The organism is Pseudomonas sp. PS02303 (assembly GCF_029959925.1).
GTDB classification, from domain to species: domain Bacteria; phylum Pseudomonadota; class Gammaproteobacteria; order Pseudomonadales; family Pseudomonadaceae; genus Aquipseudomonas; species Aquipseudomonas mandelii.
Genome location: NZ_JASCOM010000022.1, coordinates 1 through 16,598 on the forward strand (window position 1 = coordinate 1; position 16,598 = coordinate 16,598).

Here is a 16,598-nt window from a genome sequence, read left to right on the forward strand (position 1 = left end):
CGGGGTGTAAACAAAAACGTGGATACACACCACACCCCTGGGGGGCGCGAGCCGGCGCGCGATGAGGCCGTCACAGTCAACATCAACGTTGACTGTCACACCGCTATCGCGAGCAGGCTCGCTCCCACAGGTTTTGCACACTGTCCGAGTGAGCGGTGGGTTCAGTAGCCGCGGTTGAAGTCGACTTCCCCGCGCAACGCCTCGCCCGCCTGATACGCCCGCAAGTTTTCGACAAACAGCTTGACCATCATTGATGGCGAGGTCGGTGCCGAGCTGTGGCCGGTCAGCAGCAGGCCCCAGGCGGTCCAGAATGGATGACGCTGCGGCAGCGGCTCCTGACGGCAAACGTCGATGACCGCGCCCGCCAGATGCCCTTCTTTCAAGGCTTCCACCAGGTCCGCGTCGACCACGGCCACGCCGCGCCCGACATTGATGAACAACCCGGTCGGCTTGAACTGCTTGAACAGCGCCGCGTCGTACAAGTCGTGGGTATTGGGGGTGTTGGGCAGCAGATTGATGACGAAATCCACTTCACCGACCAGCCGTGGCAAGTCCGCCAGCACGCCGACTTCAACAAACGGCGCCTGCTCGCGGGCTTCGCTGGCGATACCGTACAGCTCAACACCAAATGGCACGAGGAACTTTGCCACGGTCAAACCGATGTCACCGGTGCCGACGATCAACACCTTGCGTCCCGCCAGGCTCTGGCCCTGACGACTGTCCCACTTGCGCTCGACCTGGCTGACCAACCGCGCCAGCACTTCGCGCTCGTGGCCAAGCATGTAGGTCAGGACGTATTCGGCCATGACCTGACCAAAAATTCCCACCGCACGCGTCAGCCGGTAATCGCGGCGCAAACCGTCGGCCAGCAGCGGCGTGATGCCGGCCCAGGTCGATTGCAGCCATTGTGGCTGGTGGCCCTGGCGCAACAGGTTCGCCAACAGGTCCGGCTGACCCAGCCAGATCGGGCAGTCGGCCGCCTGGCTGGCCAGTTCGGCGGAGTCGCCGCTGGTCAGCACTTCCAGATCAGGCGCAGCCTGGCGCAACAGTTGGGCGTACACGGGGTGGTCGTGTTCAGCAATCAGAACGCGCATGGTTCAAACCTTTCGAAAACAGAGCAAACGGCCGCCGACGGAGTTTCGCTCCGTCGCCCTGGCCATCGCCAAAATCATTCCAGTGTTTCACACAGACTCTGAACAGAGCCTGTCTGCCGATCACATCGGGTCGTTGCGTCGCAGCAATTCTTCCGGCAAGTGTTCGATGTATTCGTCTTCGGCCGGTGGCATTTGCAGGTGGTAGCCCTGCTTCTCAAGGTTTTCCAGGACCACGGTGATGTCCTCGCGCGACAGTTTGCGCTCGGGGGTCAGCACCAGATCGAAAGCGTGATGAGGTTTGCCGAAGGCGGCCATCAGACTTTCCGGGACGCGCTCCAGTGCATCGCTTTTGAGCACATAGAGGTACATCTCGTTTTTCTTCAGGCTTCGATAGATGGAGCAAATACGTTTCAAGGCTGTTCTCCGGCGGTGGCCAGGCTGTCGAGCAGCGCCTGGCCCATCAATTCGCGGCGCCAGCCACGCAGCGAATCAGGCAATTGGTAAGGACCGTTGGGGTAGCCGCTCTTGAGCAGCGCTTCCAGGGTTTTCTTGCGCAGCATCAGCTCCGGCGCAATGTTCAGGCGCTCGGCTTCGGCCTGGCCGATCGCACGCAGCTGTTTGACCAGATTGGCGGCGTCCACCGGCAATGGCTCCGGCACGGCGGGCGGCCATTGATCTGGCGACACACTGCCAGAGCGCTTGATCAGATCAAGCAGAAATTCGCCGTCCTGACGCACGGTACGCGGGTGCATGTCTTCGATTTTCGCCAGCGCGCCGAGGTTGTCCGGTTGCGTGCGTGCCAACGGCCACAGCGAGTGTTCACGGACGATGCGATTGCGCGGCAGGTCGCGGGCGCGGGCTTCACGCTCACGCCAGGCGCAGAGTTCACGCAACACGGCGAGTTGGGCGCGGGAGAGCTTCCAGGCCAGCTTGGCTTCGCGATAGACCTCGTAGGGATCGATCTCGCGGCGCAGGTTGGCCACCAGCTCGGCGCCGTCTTCCAGGACCCAGGCGTACTTGTCGTCGGACAGCTTCGGACGCAGCTGTATGAAAACTTCCGCCAGGTGCAAGGCATCTTCGGCGGCGTAGCTGATCTGGGTGTCGGAGAGCGGACGTTGCAGCCAGTCGGAACGGGTTTCGCCCTTGGGCAGGTCAATGCCGAGCACTTCCTGCACCAACCGCGAATAACCCATCGAGAAGCCGAGGTTCAGGTAAGCGGCGGCCAGTTGCGTATCGAACAGCGGCGCCGGCAGGCTGCCGGTCAGACGCAGCAATACTTCGAGGTCTTCGCTGCACGCATGGACGACTTTGACCACGGCCGGGTTTTCCAGCAACGCGGCCAGAGGCTGCCAGTTGTCGATGGTCAGTGGGTCAATCAGGTAAGCGCGTACGCCATCACCGATCTGCAGCAAGCCTGCGATCGGGTAAAAGGTGTCGACCCGCATGAATTCGGTGTCGAGGGCAACGAATGGCAGCTGCTGCCACTCGGCGCAAAACTGACCGAGGCTATCGTTGTCGCGAATCCAGTGAATATCGATGGCCACACGGCTCTCCCTTGAAGAATGGCGCGCAGTATATATCGCCCCCGGCGATTTCCGCGCATCCACTGAACAAGAGCTTTAGCGAAAATGCCTGCCAGACGGCAAGAAATGTCTGACAAGCGGAGGTTAACCGACCTTACGCAGCACATAGACCCGCATCCGAGCACAACCGGGCAAGAAGTCCTGATGACTGAGCAAACTGAAACCCGCCAGCCTGAATTCGGCTTCGACCTCGGCCTTGCCGGCCAGCTGCCGGGGGGGAGCGCCCGTTGTGCCTGGGCGGCGCAGCTTGAAATGTGCATCGACTCGTACCGCCACAATCACCGTATCGCGACTCACACGATGGAACTCCGCCAGCAGGGCCAACCGATGCTCCGGGCTGTCGATATGCTGAAACAGTTGCATGCAAAAAATGCTGTCGACCGCGTTCGCCGACAAGCCGAGGGTGAAGGCTGAACTCTGGAACGTTTTGATTCGCTTGAGCAGACTCTGCGAATGATGTGTCTGGGCGTGGTTGAGCATGTCCTGCGACGGGTCGGACGCGAGAATCACCCGGTTCGCGTGCTCGGCCAACACCGGCCAGTAACGCCCGGCACCGCACGCCACATCCAGCATCAGGCCCGGTTCGCCGGCGACCTTGAGCGCGTTGCGCACCAGTTGCTCGTCGCGCCAGAACGCCATGCGCCCCGCCAGACCACGCGGTCGCGGCTGAAGGCAGACGCGGGCGTGTTCCTGATCGTAGCGCCGGGCGAACTCAAGCTCGATGGCGGAAGGGGGCTGCGCGGACATGTGCAATGACTCTTGTAAGGAAATAGACCGGCCACAGATTAACGACCGGTCCGTGAAAAAAAGGTCGACACACTTACTCTTTGGCCAACACTCCGTCGATCACAGCGCCACGGCAACCCGCGAACATATCCAGGCCCTGGTCGTAGACTTTGCTGTTGACCTCCAGCAGACCGAGCATCGAATGGAACAAGTTGTCCTGGCTCAGCGGCTTGTCGCGGCTCAGTTGCAGGCAATGGGTGTCCACCGAGAACGACTTTTGGTAGCTGTCGGAGAACCACGCCAGCATGGCCACGCGTTTCTGCTGTTCCGGCGCCAGCATGTAAGGCGTGCCATGGAGGAACAAGTTGTACTCGCCCAGCGACTCGCCGTGGTCCGACAGGTAAACCATCGCGGTATCGACTTTGTCCTGGTTGCTGCGCAACGTATCAATCAACGTCGACAGCACGTGGTCGGTGTACACCAGCGTGTTGTCGTAGCCATTGACGATACTTTCGCGGCTGCAATTGTTCAGTGCGTTGCTTTCACAGACGGGCGTGAAGCGTTCGTACTCTTTCGGGTAACGCTTGAAGTATTCCGGGCCATGGCTGCCCATCTGGTGCAGGACCAGCACGGTGTCCTTGTCCAGCGTATCGATGAAGTGCTGCAGACCTTGCAGGAGAATTTCGTCGCGGCATTCACTGTTGGCGCACAACACTGGGTCCTTGAGGTTGCTGACGTCATCGAGGGTGACCCGATCGCACGTGCCTTTACAGCCCGATTGATTGTCACGCCAGATCACGTCGAGACCGGCGCGCTTGAGCACGTCCAGCAAGCCCTCTTCATTCTTCGCGGTGCTGGCGTTGTAATTCTTGCGGCCCATGTTCGAGAACATGCACGGCACGGACACGGCTGTTTCCGTGCCGCAGGAATGCACGTCGGTGAAAGCGATCAGGCCGGGTTCCTTGTCCAGTTTGGGGGTGGTGTCGCGGTCGTAACCGAGGATGCCGAAGTTCTCGGCCCGGGCACTTTCGCCGACGACCAGCACTGTCAGGGATTTACGGCCGTGGGTTTGCCAGGCGGGATTTCGCTGGGCATCTTCACCGACCTTGACGAAGGGTTGCCGGGCAGAGACTACTTGCTCGCGCAGAAAGCCGAACGAAGCACCGATGTAGTTACTCGGTATCACCATCAGGCGCAATTCATGGTGATTGCGAAACAACGAAGACAGCCCTTGATAGTTCACCAGCGCGACACCACCGATCACCGCAACTGAAGCAACACTCACCAGCGCCTTACTTACCAACTCACGGTGCCAGCGGCGGTAATCAACCGGAACTTTCCACAACAACCATGAAGGCAAAACACCGAGCAGAAGAATATAGACCAGCAACTTCAGTGAGAGTAAGTCACGCACTTCCGTCGCGTTGGTTTGCGCGAAGTTGCGCAACATGCCGGTGTCAATCAGCACACCGTATTGACTCATGAAGTACGCCACGCCCGCGCTGACCATAAACATCAGCATCAGGACCGGCTTCATTACGTAGCGGAACGCCAGAAAGGTCAGCACAATATTGAAGGCCGCCAGAATCATCACGCCAAAGGCGACAAGCATGACGATGCCTTTACCGTCCGCGGCGGTGATATCAAACAAGCGCTGCCAGAGTACTAGATTAAAGCCAATCAGCAGAAAGGCGCTGGCAATCAGTGTCACCCACTCCGGGCGCACGGGTTTGAACTTCAACATAGTGATGGGCTATTCCTGAAAAGAAGTGTTCATGGCAAATGTGAAAATTTCATTTACCGTGACAGCACTAACTTTAGGCAGCCAACCATCAATTTTTTGTGAAAAAGAAGCCAACGATTAGTTGGCTCCTGTTATCCACTCGGTACTTTTACTTATTTGAGAATGGTTCAGCTTTTGTTCAGGCCTGATGCAAATACCAACGCCAGTCCTGCTCGCCAACTTCGCCCATGAATTGCCGATACTCGGCGCGCTTCACCGCCAGGTACACGCCGAGGAATTCCGCGCCGAACGCTTCACGCGCCCAGGTCGAACCTTCCAGCGCCCGCAAGGTGGTCAGCCAATCGGTTGGCAACAACTCCGTGGCCTGGGCGTAACCATTGCCTTCCACGGGCGCGCCCGGGTCGAGCTGTTCACGAATGCCGCGATGGATGCCGGCCAGAATTGCTGCGGCGGCCAGATACGGGTTGGCGTCGGCGCCGCAGATGCGATGCTCGATGTGCCGCGAGAACGCCGGGCCACCGGGTACGCGCAAACTCACGGTGCGGTTGTCCACTCCCCAAGTCGCTGCCAGCGGCGCATAGCTGTTGGTCTGGAATCGACGGTAGGAGTTGGCGTTCGGGCAGAACAGCAGCAGTGAATCGAGCAAGGTACTGAGCATGCCGCCGACCGCTTGTTTGAGCAGCGGCGTGCCGTCCGCGGACTCGCTGGCGAACAGGTTGTTGCCGTCCTTGTCCGCCAGGCTGACGTGCATGTGCATGCCGGTGCCCGCCAGGTCATCGAACGGTTTGGCCATAAAGCAGGCGGCCATCCCGTGTTTATGCGCAACACCCTTGACCAGTCGCTTGTAACGCACCGCTTCGTCCATCGCCTGTAGGGCATCGGTGCGGTGTTCGAGGGTGATTTCCACTTGCCCCGGCGCGTATTCGGAAATCGCCGTGCGCGCCGGAATGCCCTGCAGTTTGCAGGCACTGTAGAGATCTGCCAGAAACGGCTCGATCTGCTCCAGCTCCCGCAAACCGTAGACCTGCGTCGAGCGCGGGCGCCCGCCATCGACGTCCCGCGCCGGTTGCGGCCGACCGTTGCTGTCGCGTTGTTGATCGAGCAAATAGAACTCCAGCTCCGCCGCCATCACCGGGTAATAACCGTCGGCCTGCAAGCCTTCGATCACCTTCGCCAGCAGATGCCGTGGATCAGCAATCGTCGCCGGCATGCCTTCCTTCGGGTGCATGCTGACCTGCACCGCCGCCGTCGGAATCAACCGCCACGGCATGCGCGTCAGACTGCCGCTGATCGGGTACGCCCGGCAATCGATGTCGCCGACGTCCCAGACCAGGCCTGAGTTTTCCACGTCATCGCCGTTGATGGTCAGGCCGAGAATGGTGCTCGGCAACGGCCGTCCGCTTTCGTACACCGCCAGCAGTTCATCACGATGCAGCAACTTGCCCCGTGGCACGCCATTGTTGTCGAGGATAAACAGCTCGAACATCTCGATATCCGGGTTCTGTTCGAGAAAGGTCAAAGCTTCTTGCTTCGTGGCGAAGGAGGTCGTGGCACAACTCATGGGAATTCTCTTGTTTCCGCGTCAGGCAAACGCGCAGGCGCTGCCGGTTTGATCCCGGCGCACAGCGCGGGACCTGTCAGAAGAATCAACGGGAAAGGCAGGCATCCGGTGGGCGTGCGTGACGGCAGTGCCATAACGCCCAGAAGGCTAATTCAGAGGGAAGTGCGACGGGACAACCGTCCATAGAGATAACCGCAGAAAACAGATGAGCAGCAGCGTCACACGGGCGCTCAGGTCGTTAAATCGGGATTTGAAGAACTTTGGGTGTGGGCTGGCTAAACAATCATTCTCCCAAACACCGCCGATCCCTGTGGGAGCGAGCCTGCTCGCGATAGCGGCGTGTCAGTCAGCACATGCATCGATTGAAACACCGCTATCACGAGCAGGCTCGCTCCAACAGGGGATCCACGGTGTGGCACCGGTATTTAATTTTTAAATACCGCTGCGCACTATCTGATTTGCGGCCTCCCGCCCTCGCGCGCCTAATCGGCTCCTGATTTTTCAAGGCCCGATTGATGGAAAACGTTCGCGCAACTACCCGCCCTGCCCTCTGGCTGATGGTCAGCATCCTCCTCGTCGCCCTGAACCTGCGTCCGTCGATGGCGGCCGTCGGGCCTTTGCTGTCGGCCATTCGCGGGGACATCCCGTTGAGTTTCAGCCTGGCCTCGCTACTGACCATGCTGCCGGTCATGGCCATGGGGCTGGCGATGTTCTTCGGCTTGAGCGTCAGCCAACGCCTTGGCGAACAACGCACGGTGGTGATTTCACTGTCGATCATTGGTCTGGCCACGGTCTCGCGGCTGTTCGCGGACTCGGCCGCCGAACTGATCCTCAGCGCCATGCTGGCCGGCATCGGTATTGCGCTGATCCAGGCATTGATGCCGGCGCTGATCAAATCCAGGTTCAGCGACAACGTTGCCGTGTGCATGGGGCTCTACGTGACGTCGATCATGGGCGGTGCGGCGATAGCGGCCTCGTTTGCGCCCCTGGTGATGGCCCGTACCGGCAGTTGGCGCGCGGGCCTGGCAATCTGGGCCGCGCTGGCCCTGGTGGCATTGCTGTTCTGGGGCCTGGGCCGTACGGGGACATCGGCGCCAACGGTACTCGCACCACACAACACATCGTTCCTCACTCATTCCCGCGCCTGGTTACTCGCCGTCTTCTTCGGTTTGGGCACTGCTTCCTACACCTGTGTGCTGGCCTGGCTGGCGCCGTACTACGTGGAAAAGGGCTGGAGCGAACAAAACGCCGGTTTGCTGCTGGGCTTCTTGACGGCCATGGAAGTGCTGTCCGGGCTGGTGACCCCCGCCATCGCCAACCGCAGCCGTGACCGACGCCTGGTGCTGGTGGTGTTGCTGGCGCTGATCATGGCCGGTTTCTGTGGGCTGATCCTCAGCCCGCAACACTTCAGCCTGCTGTGGCCGTGCCTGTTGGGGCTGGGCATCGGCGGTCTGTTCCCGATGAGCCTGATTGTGTCGCTGGATCATCTCGACAACCCGCAACGCGCCGGCGGGCTGACGGCCTTCGTACAAGGCATCGGCTACCTGATCGCCGGTCTTTCGCCGCTGATGGCCGGGATGGTCCGAGATCGGTCGGGCAGCTTCGAATCGGCCTGGTGGTGCCTGACCGGTGTCATGGCGCTGATGATCCTGATCGCCCTGCGTTTCAATCCGCGGCATTACGCCCGGCAATTTCCTGGCGCTACCTGAGCACGTTGTCCAACACCTTGTCGCACGGTGCCTGCCACCGCTCATGGGTAAAGGCCTTCGGCCATGTTTTGTGGGATTAAATTCATAAGTCGTGTTCGTTACATTTTCTGTCCCACAAGTGACTGTGAAACGTCCTACAGGGCATTCTCCTGGCACCATCGTTCCGTTAGGATCGTTCGCACACGTTTGCGCACAGTCAGCGCAAGGAGCACAGCGAGACAGAACGGATGCTGAACAGTAACTTGCTTAGAAAGCTCGATATGCAAGACCTCATGGTGTTTGTCGCCGTGTATGAGCAAAGCAGCGTCACCGGTGTGTCGGAGGCGCTGTGCGTCAGCCAGTCCACCGTGAGTTACTGCCTGAAGAAACTGCGCACCAGTTTTGAAGACGAGTTATTCATCAATACCCGCACGGGTATGCGCCCCACTTACAAAGCCAGCACCATGTACACCCACGTGCTGAAGATCCTCGAAAGCATCAACCTCTGCCATGCCGGCGCCCAGGCGTTCGACCCGACCTTGCAACCGGTCACGTTCAACATCTGCGCACCGGAATACTTCGAGCAGTTGATCCTGCCGCGCCTGTTGAAAAGCTTTGATTTCGCCGACCTGCCGGTGATGGTCAACATGCACAAGTTCGAAACCGACATCCCCGCCGAAGACCTGCGCGATGGCAGCCTCGACCTGGTGATTTGTTTTGGCCCCCATCTTCATCGCAGCCACAGCGACCTCAAATCCCGGTTGTTGCTCGAAGATGATCTGGTCTGCGTCTTCGACAAACGCGCCACGCCACTGGAACCCCGTTTAAGCCTGAAGGCGTTTGTCGAACGCCGGCATGTGTTTCCGACACCGTGGACCTCCACCACCAACATGGTCGATGGCTGGCTGGCGCGACAGGCGCACAAACGGCAGATTATCGCGCGCTCCAACAGCTACAGCGCGGCGCTGAAAATGATCACCGGCACTGACTTCATTCTGACGTTGCCCCGCCGGATCCAGCAATTGCTGGCCAACGAGGCGATCTTCAATCACTGCGAAGCGCCCAACGGCTTGCCGGGTTTCACCCTGGACATGCAGTGGAGTCAAAGTGTCGATCAGGACAGCGCCAACACGTGGCTGCGCGAGCAGGTGATCAAAGCCTGCGCCGAGCAGGAAATGGCCTGAAACTCAGTGGCCGATGGCCGTCTTGGTGTAGGACTCCCGGTCGATGTCGAGGATCTCCACGCACAACTGGACTTCAACCCCCGACGGCCATTCACACAGTTCCTGCACCACGGTCAGCAGGCTCTCGGACAACTGTTTTTTGATCTGCGGCGAGCGACCGCTCAGCAGCGCCAGCTTCACATGCACAAACGCCCGCTCCCCCATCGCCGTGCCGATCTTGAACGTCTCGACCTTCACCGCACGGCTCTTGATATCGAACTCCGCAGCAAACTGACCGGAAGCCACCAAGGCATTATTGAGCCGAATCAACGCCACGTCGGCGTTAAGCTCAGGCAGGTTGGCGGTGTATTCCATGTGCAGGTGGGGCATGGTCTGGCTCCTGGTAGTGTGCAGAAAGGACCTACATATAACACAGCGTCGTCCGACTCATTTGGACAGCGGCGATTCAAGGCGCTCACTCATGAACGCCTCCAGCCGCGTGCGCAACCAGCGTTCGGCCGGATCGGTATCGACATGGCTGAGCCAGACCATGGACAAGTCCAGTGTCGGGGTCTTGAACGGAAAGGCTTCCTTGAATAACTGACCCGAGGCGGCCATCGCCTCGGCGGCGTAATCCGGCAGGCTGGCGATCAGGTCGGTGCCGGCGAGCAAGGCCGGCAACGAACTGTACTGCGGCACCGACAGCACGACTTGGCGCGTGCGGCCGATCTCCGCCAGCCATTCATCAGCGTAGCCACTGACGTTGGCCGTGTGCGACACCAGCACGTGCGGTCGTGCGCAATATTCATCGAGGGTCAGCGGGGTGTCCGAGGCATCGGCGCGCAAAATGCTCGGCTGGATGTGCCGCAACAACTTGCGTTTGGCATTGGCTGGCAGGCCGCGGGTCTGGCTGATGCCGACCGTGATATCACCGGAGGCCAGCAAGTCGGGAATGCGCCAGTAATCGACATGCTGAACCACGAACACCACCTTCGGCGCTTCCTGGCGCAAGGTGCGCAGCAGCGGCGGCAACAGGCCGAACTCGACGTCATCCGACAGCCCGATGCGAAAGGTCATGGTGCTGCTGGCCGGATCAAAATCGTGGGTCAGGCTAAGGGCCACTGACAACGAGTCCAGCGCCGGCGACAGGTGCAGGATGATTTCCTCGGCCCGCGCGGTCGGTTCCATGCGATGGCCGACACGAATGAACAGCGGATCGTTGAACATCGTTCGCAATCGGTTAAGCGCGGCACTGATGGTCGGCTGGCCGAGAAACAGCTTCTCAGCCACACGCGTGACGTTGCGCTCAAGCATCAACGTTTCGAACACCACCATCAGGTTGATGTCAGCCTTGCGCAGTTCGTTGCGATTCATTCCTTGCCCCCGTTCCCCAACACTGCGGGCAGTTTAGAAAGGCGCGACGGGGGCGTCTACTTGCGTTGGCTTTCAATTGACCGTCAAGGTCTTCAATCCGAGCGCGAGTTTTCGCTCGTCCTGTCCTATCCCGAATTGTTTCGGGCTGACGGCGTCGGCAAACTGCAATTGCAGACTCAACACGCCCTGACTCGATACCCGTTGTTGCATCTCGGCGGTGAGGCGCACATCGATAATGTTGCCATCGGCCTGCTCAAGTTGGGCATTCAATGCCGGCAGGCCGTTGATATTGATGACAACCCCCTGTCTCGCTTGACCTGGAGGTAAAAACGCCGTGGTCTCCAGATGCAAGGAATGCACGGGCGCCGGAGCCCGGAACATGACTTCAGCGCTGGCACCTTCGGACCAGGTACCCCAAAGTTCGGAATCGGACCACCCCTTGGCCAGCAGCGCCCTGCCCTTGCTGCCGTAGCTGAATGGCGTTTTTTGTCCGGGTTCAACGGACGGAACCAGCTCCACCGGGTTAATTTGCGGGGCCGCCTGCAGGCACTCACTGCACTGTTTCCAGCCCGGAGCCAACACAGTGAAGCCATCAATCCGGGTGAACAGATCCTTTGAGGTATCGACGTTCATTACGGCCTGGAGCAGCGCACGCTCATCCAGCAAATACAAAGTGTCGGCATCATACTTCCCGGAGGCCATTACATCAGCCGTCTCCCGGTCGGCGCGTTTCCAATTGGCAGTGTCCATTCGCCCAAGGTAAACCGCATTCGTTGCCATGCCATGGGCGCCGGCAAAATCAGCCACCGCCATCCAGTGCGGGGAGAGATTCTGCGGAACAATCCAGCGAATGTTCCGGTAATGGGCCGCGGCACTTTCCCAGAATGGATCGACCATGGGCGATGCCCACTTCGTAGCGGGTTCAATCATCAATTGCTTGCGAACCACCATCCAGCCGGCGTGAGTGTCCAGCACCTGAATCAGTAGCGCCAGTGACAGCAAGCTCACAGCGGTGCGGGGTGTATTGGCGCGAATCACGAGGAAAAGGATGGCGAAGATAATCGCGTAGTACACCGGCCAAAACATCCGGCCCGAGGCGCGGAAGATGTTGACGATGGAAATCACCACCGGCGGCAGCGGATAGGTGAACTCCAGCAAGCCCATGGCCACATGGTTTGATATCGCGAAAACAGTCAGCCCCACCAGCGCCAACAGTATAAAGGGGCGCCGCCCCAGTTGTTGCCTGAAGCCGGTATGACCTTGAAGTAAACCGACCACGGCACAGATGCCCAGCGTGATCAGCCCAAGTCCGAGAAAGACAAACCCTTCGCCGTCACCGAACCCTTGAACACCGGGCAGATCCTTCAGTAAATAGGACCAGTTCCCTGAGTCGAACAGTGACAGCAGGTTCATGGCGTACATGCCAAAACCATCGGATATCGCGCTGTCGCCGCCCACCGAAAAATACCCCGCCTGCCAACAGCAAAAACTGACCAACGAAAACAGCGTAATGAATTCGATTAACGCCGACCGTAGCGTCAGTTCTTTCCTGGACCAACCGGTAGCGAGATTGGCCATCCAGATCACTGCAACCATCGCCAAAAAGTAAGCATGAACCAACGCGGCCGCCGCCAGCAACGCCCCCCAGCACAGACGTCGACGCTGCAGTTGCGGATGCAGCCCCAGGTACAACGAGGCCAAAACAAGAAAATGACCACCCAGGGACAAATGAAAGGGCATGCGCATGAGCATCGGCGGAACGAAAAGGAATAACGCCGTACTCACGGCCCGTACACCGACGTGCGAAGAAATTAGCCCGACCAGTTTCCAGGCGAACCACGCCTGCAGGACGAAGCAGGTCAGGAGCCAGAGACCAAAATACTGAAAAGGCATCGGCAACAGCGAGGCGAACGGTTTGAACAGGAAGGCCAGCAGCGGATTGGAATCAGAGAAAATGATGCCATTGCCCAATTCCATTCCATAGGAAGGATTGAGCCCTATGGGAAAAGTCCACGGCGACTGCCGGAAAAAAGCCCATCCCAGGTAATGGGTCGCCGGATCGCCATTGCCCAGCCACGCAATGTTTTGCGGGTTCAGCGCCCGTGGCCCGATGATGAGGAAAAAGGCCACAACACCGATCAACAGCGGCAAGAGGTTGAGTGGCAGGCGTCTAGCGAAATCCTTCATCGATACGTCCAGAAGTTATGCAATACAAAGGTGAAGGCCGGAAGAGTCAGCGCCACCGCGCCAATCCCCAGCAAATAATGCAGCCCGGCCATTTGCGCAGCCCAGGCCACCAGCATCGCCAGCAGGAATCCGGCAGCTGAAACCATCATGAAGCGCAGCAGCGTTTTGCCGTGCAAACGGGCGGAAAAGCTCCACGTGGTATTGATCAGGTAAGACACCACGGTCGCCACGGCAAACGCCGCGCCGTTGGCCAAGGGTGGTAGAGGCAGCACGTAATGGATGAACAACACGGCGACCAGCGCATGCAGGGCCGTGACGAACAACCCGGTCACGGCAAAACGCAGGCCTCGCTGGATCAGGGCGGATTTTTCGGCTGACGTCACGGCTTCTGCGCCAGGACAAACACGGTCAATCCGGCCAGACGATTCGCGCCCATGAAGGGCAGTTCGACGCTGCACAGCATCTTCAAAACCGTATTCACCAGTGGGTGGTGCTGCTTGAGTTGCGAGCGTGGTGGCGACGGTTGTGCGCCCTTGGGCAACAAGCGCAGGGTCGCAGCAATCGGGAACACCAGGCCGAAGTAGTAAGCCCCCTGTTTCACGTTCAAACCGGCGTCCCGGGCCACCGTTTCCAGCTGCGCCAAGGTGTAGCGGCGCTTGTGTTCCAGGAAGTCATCGTGCCCGCTCCAGAGAAACTGGAACGCTGGCACCGTCATCAGGAAACGGCTGCCGGAGGGGACTTTATCGACGTAAGCCTTGAGCAACCCCACGTCGTCATCGACATGTTCCAGCACATCCATCAGCAGCACCAGATCGGCATCCACCGAGTCGATGCCGCGACGGTAATGCACCGGTTTACCGGCGGTGGTGGCGTCCGAATCCTGGTCGTAACTGATGTCGACGCACCAGGCTTCACGGGCCGCCGAATGCCTCAGCAAATGGTGGGAAAAGAATCCGGAGCCTGCGCCTACGTCGAGAATCCTTGTGACCGGCGTGTTACCCAGCATTCGCGTGGTGGCCGCCGCTTTGGAGGCGTAATACCAGTGCTGGTCGATGCTCGAACCGAGGATGTCGGTTTCCTTGAGATCCATGGTTCAGTCCTTCGGGTCGTAGACGCGCCGCACCAGATACACCGGGCGGCGTTTTGACTCGATATACGTGCGGCCCAGGTATTCACCCAGCACGCCGATGCCGATCAATTGCAGGCCGCCCAGAAACGTGACGGCGACCATCAGCGACGCATAACCCGGCAAATCGACACCGGAGATCAAGGTTCGCAAGATGATGAAAATGGCAAACGAGAACGAGATCAGCGAGACGAACAGCCCCAGATACGTCCAGATGCGCAGCGGTTCGGTGCTGAAACTGGTGATGCCTTCCAGCGCGAAGTTCCACAACCGCCAGCCGTTGAACTTGCTCGCCCCCGCCACCCGTTCAAGGCGCTCGTAGTTCACATGCGTCGTGCGAAACCCGACCCAGGCAAACAGGCCTTTCATGAAGCGCCGGGACTCGGGCAGGGTTTGCAGGGCATCCACCACACAACGGTCCATCAGCCGAAAATCGCCGACGTTTTCCGGCAGATGTTGCTCAGCGATTTTGTTGTGCAGGCGATAAAACCAGTTGGCCGAGGTTTGCTTGGCCCAGGAGTCGGTCTTGCGGCTCACACGATGACCCAGCACCACTTCATAGCCTTCACGCCAAAGGGCGATCATCTCGAGGATCACTTCAGGCGGGTCCTGCAAATCGACGTCGATCGGCACCACCACCTGGCCGGTGGCGGTCTGCAAGCCGGCGGTCAGGGCCGCTTCCTTGCCGAAATTGCGGCTCAGATCGACGATGCGCAGGCGCGAATCGGTCTGTTGGCGCTCCAGCAGCAGGTCGAGCGTGGTGTCGGTGCTGCCGTCGTTGACGAACACCATTTCCAGACCGATCAGCGTTTCATCCTTGAAGACGTCAGTGATCCGCGCGATGAACAAATCAATGGTCGCCGCCTCATTGAAAACCGGTATCACGAGCGAAAGCTGCACATGCCCGGTCAGTTGCGTTCCGTGCTGATGAGTCAATTGATTGCTCTTTTTTTATAGTGATTTTTCTACAATCCGAGGTCGTCGACAGCTGCTCGACGCCATGAGCCGTGTCGTATTAAGCAGGACCGAGGGAGGTGATGCAAGGGCGAAACTGCGGGGGTTTTGGCCATCCACACCGACCCGGTAGCGCGGGCTGAAATATTTTCAAATGCCTGGAAACAAATGCCTGATGGCCAAAAAACCCAGCTCCGCTAGGCTTGCCCCCGATGCGACACACAGGTTGTCGCGATGACCCATCGCATGGAGCGAGCAGAATGTATTTCGAGATTTACAGGCAATCCAAGGGCACGCCGAGCACCGGCAAAGGACAATGGCGCTGGCGCTTGAGGGCGGGGAACCACGAGACGATCGCCAGTGGCGAGTCGTATGTGAACAAGGCGGATTGCCTGCATGCCATCGGGTTGATCAAAGGGGTTGAGGGTGAAACGCCGGTGAAGGAGATTTAAACCCGATCACCTCTGCCGAACCTGTTCAGTGATCGGGAGCAGCTTCGGCATATTTCGTTTTTCGGGGTTGAACTCGCTGACTCCTTCGCGAGCAGGCTCGCTCCCACAGGAGATCTGTGGCGTACACAAACCCTCTGTAAGAGCGAGCCTGCTCGCGATGGGGCCGGAAAACACATCCTCAAGCCCCCGCCAAAAGCCCCTTTCAACCAGGCAACGGATACAACGCCTCATCAAACTGTGACAAGCGCGGAAACTGCATCGGCCGGTCATCACTCAGATGCTCCAGACGCTGCTGATAACTCTGCAGGAAATCTTTGCGTGCTTCGTCACTGATGTACGGCACATGCCAGGCCACGAACGGCTCCAGCACGTCAAACCCGACATAGGCCAGCGTGCCGCGCAGGATCGGCCGCAACATATCCTCCAGCGGACCATGAATCGCGCCATCACCGAACATATGCTCACGGCCGCCCAGGGTGACGGTAACCAGCGCCTTCTTGCCGCTCAATCCGCCCTGGTCGTAAAAACGTTTGCCGCCGTAGCAGATACCCGACACCAACACCCGATCAATCCAGCCCTTGAGCATCGCCGGGGCGGAGAACCAGAAAATCGGGAAGTTCAGGATCAGCAAGTCAGCCCATAGCAGTTTGTCGAGTTCTTGCTGGATGTCCGGCGCCAGCGACTGGTTCTTCACCCCCAGCCGTTGCTCCAGCGCGTACACCAGGTACTCGGGGTTCTCCCGCGAGGAAAAGTCATCGGCACTGGCCACCGGGTTCCAGTTCATCGCGTACAGGTCGCTGACCCGGACCTCATGCCCCTGAGCCTCAAGCGTTGACACCGCCTGGTCACGCAGGGCGGCGGTAAAGGATTTCGGCTCCGGGTGAGCGTGGACAATCAAGACTTTCATGGCAATTTCCTAAACGTTTACAGGTTTTATGGGTGGGCG

The 16,598-nt window shown here is 59.2% G+C and carries 16 protein-coding genes; 3 read left to right on the forward strand and 13 right to left on the reverse strand.

The features are described from left to right. Positions 1-161: 161 nt before the first annotated feature. From QMX98_RS08535 to QMX98_RS08560, 6 genes are all read right to left on the reverse strand, one after another. Complete coding sequence (locus QMX98_RS08535) at positions 162-1,094, reverse strand: D-2-hydroxyacid dehydrogenase (protein ID WP_010462145.1); 933 nt, start codon at positions 1,092-1,094, stop codon at positions 162-164. 120 nt (positions 1,095-1,214) lie between these two features. Then, positions 1,215-1,508 (reverse strand): YcgL domain-containing protein, encoded by a 294-nt coding sequence (locus QMX98_RS08540; protein WP_007898694.1) that lies wholly within the window; start codon positions 1,506-1,508, stop codon positions 1,215-1,217. Beyond that, positions 1,505-2,638 (reverse strand): ribonuclease D, encoded by a 1,134-nt coding sequence (gene rnd / locus QMX98_RS08545; RefSeq protein WP_010462151.1) that lies wholly within the window; start codon positions 2,636-2,638, stop codon positions 1,505-1,507. Before rnd ends, QMX98_RS08540 begins: the two co-directional genes overlap by 4 nt. 123 nt (positions 2,639-2,761) lie before the next feature. Continuing rightward, on the reverse strand, positions 2,762-3,424 hold the full coding sequence (locus QMX98_RS08550; protein ID WP_010462153.1) for a class I SAM-dependent methyltransferase: 663 nt from the start codon (positions 3,422-3,424) through the stop codon (positions 2,762-2,764). A 73-nt stretch (positions 3,425-3,497) separates the two neighbouring features. After that, on the reverse strand, positions 3,498-5,147 hold the full coding sequence (locus tag QMX98_RS08555) for a phosphoethanolamine--lipid A transferase (RefSeq protein WP_282410561.1): 1,650 nt from the start codon (positions 5,145-5,147) through the stop codon (positions 3,498-3,500). Between the two features lie 178 nt (positions 5,148-5,325). After that, the gene (locus QMX98_RS08560) at positions 5,326-6,708 is read right to left on the reverse strand and encodes a glutamine synthetase family protein (RefSeq protein WP_077750027.1); all 1,383 of its coding nucleotides are present in this window, start codon (positions 6,706-6,708) and stop codon (positions 5,326-5,328) included. A 515-nt stretch (positions 6,709-7,223) separates the two neighbouring features. On the opposite strand from QMX98_RS08560, the gene QMX98_RS08565 reads away from it, so the two are divergent. After that, entirely contained in the window at positions 7,224-8,417 is a 1,194-nt protein-coding gene (locus tag QMX98_RS08565) for a cyanate transporter (protein WP_282410562.1), read from the forward strand. Between the two features lie 227 nt (positions 8,418-8,644). Beyond that, a complete protein-coding gene (locus QMX98_RS08570) occupies positions 8,645-9,580 on the forward strand; it encodes a LysR family transcriptional regulator (RefSeq protein ID WP_077750029.1) in 936 nt (311 codons plus the stop codon). A 3-nt stretch (positions 9,581-9,583) separates the two neighbouring features. On the opposite strand, the gene QMX98_RS08575 is transcribed toward QMX98_RS08570, so the two are convergent. From QMX98_RS08575 to QMX98_RS08600, 6 genes are all read right to left on the reverse strand, one after another. After that, positions 9,584-9,949: a 5-carboxymethyl-2-hydroxymuconate Delta-isomerase gene (locus QMX98_RS08575; RefSeq protein WP_010462163.1), complete on the reverse strand. Its 366-nt coding sequence runs from the start codon at positions 9,947-9,949 to the stop codon at positions 9,584-9,586. A 57-nt stretch (positions 9,950-10,006) separates the two neighbouring features. Further along, complete coding sequence (locus QMX98_RS08580; RefSeq protein WP_282410563.1) at positions 10,007-10,933, reverse strand: LysR substrate-binding domain-containing protein; 927 nt, start codon at positions 10,931-10,933, stop codon at positions 10,007-10,009. A 72-nt stretch (positions 10,934-11,005) separates the two neighbouring features. After that, a complete protein-coding gene (locus tag QMX98_RS08585) occupies positions 11,006-13,120 on the reverse strand; it encodes a DUF6311 domain-containing protein (RefSeq protein WP_282410564.1) in 2,115 nt (704 codons plus the stop codon). Then, entirely contained in the window at positions 13,117-13,503 is a 387-nt protein-coding gene (locus QMX98_RS08590; RefSeq protein WP_010462169.1) for a GtrA family protein, read from the reverse strand. Before QMX98_RS08590 ends, QMX98_RS08585 begins: the two co-directional genes overlap by 4 nt. After that, on the reverse strand, positions 13,500-14,210 hold the full coding sequence (locus tag QMX98_RS08595; RefSeq protein WP_282410565.1) for a methyltransferase domain-containing protein: 711 nt from the start codon (positions 14,208-14,210) through the stop codon (positions 13,500-13,502). Before QMX98_RS08595 ends, QMX98_RS08590 begins: the two co-directional genes overlap by 4 nt. Positions 14,211-14,213: 3 nt before the next feature. Continuing rightward, on the reverse strand, positions 14,214-15,182 hold the full coding sequence (locus tag QMX98_RS08600; protein ID WP_010462173.1) for a glycosyltransferase family 2 protein: 969 nt from the start codon (positions 15,180-15,182) through the stop codon (positions 14,214-14,216). Between the two features lie 278 nt (positions 15,183-15,460). Between QMX98_RS08600 and QMX98_RS08605 the strand changes: the two genes are divergently transcribed. After that, positions 15,461-15,652: a DUF1508 domain-containing protein gene (locus QMX98_RS08605; protein WP_010462174.1), complete on the forward strand. Its 192-nt coding sequence runs from the start codon at positions 15,461-15,463 to the stop codon at positions 15,650-15,652. Positions 15,653-15,854: 202 nt separating this feature from the next. Here QMX98_RS08605 and QMX98_RS08610 read toward each other — a convergent pair whose 3' ends face one another. After that, complete coding sequence (locus QMX98_RS08610) at positions 15,855-16,559, reverse strand: NAD(P)H-dependent oxidoreductase (RefSeq protein ID WP_282410566.1); 705 nt, start codon at positions 16,557-16,559, stop codon at positions 15,855-15,857. Positions 16,560-16,598: the final 39 nt, after the last annotated feature.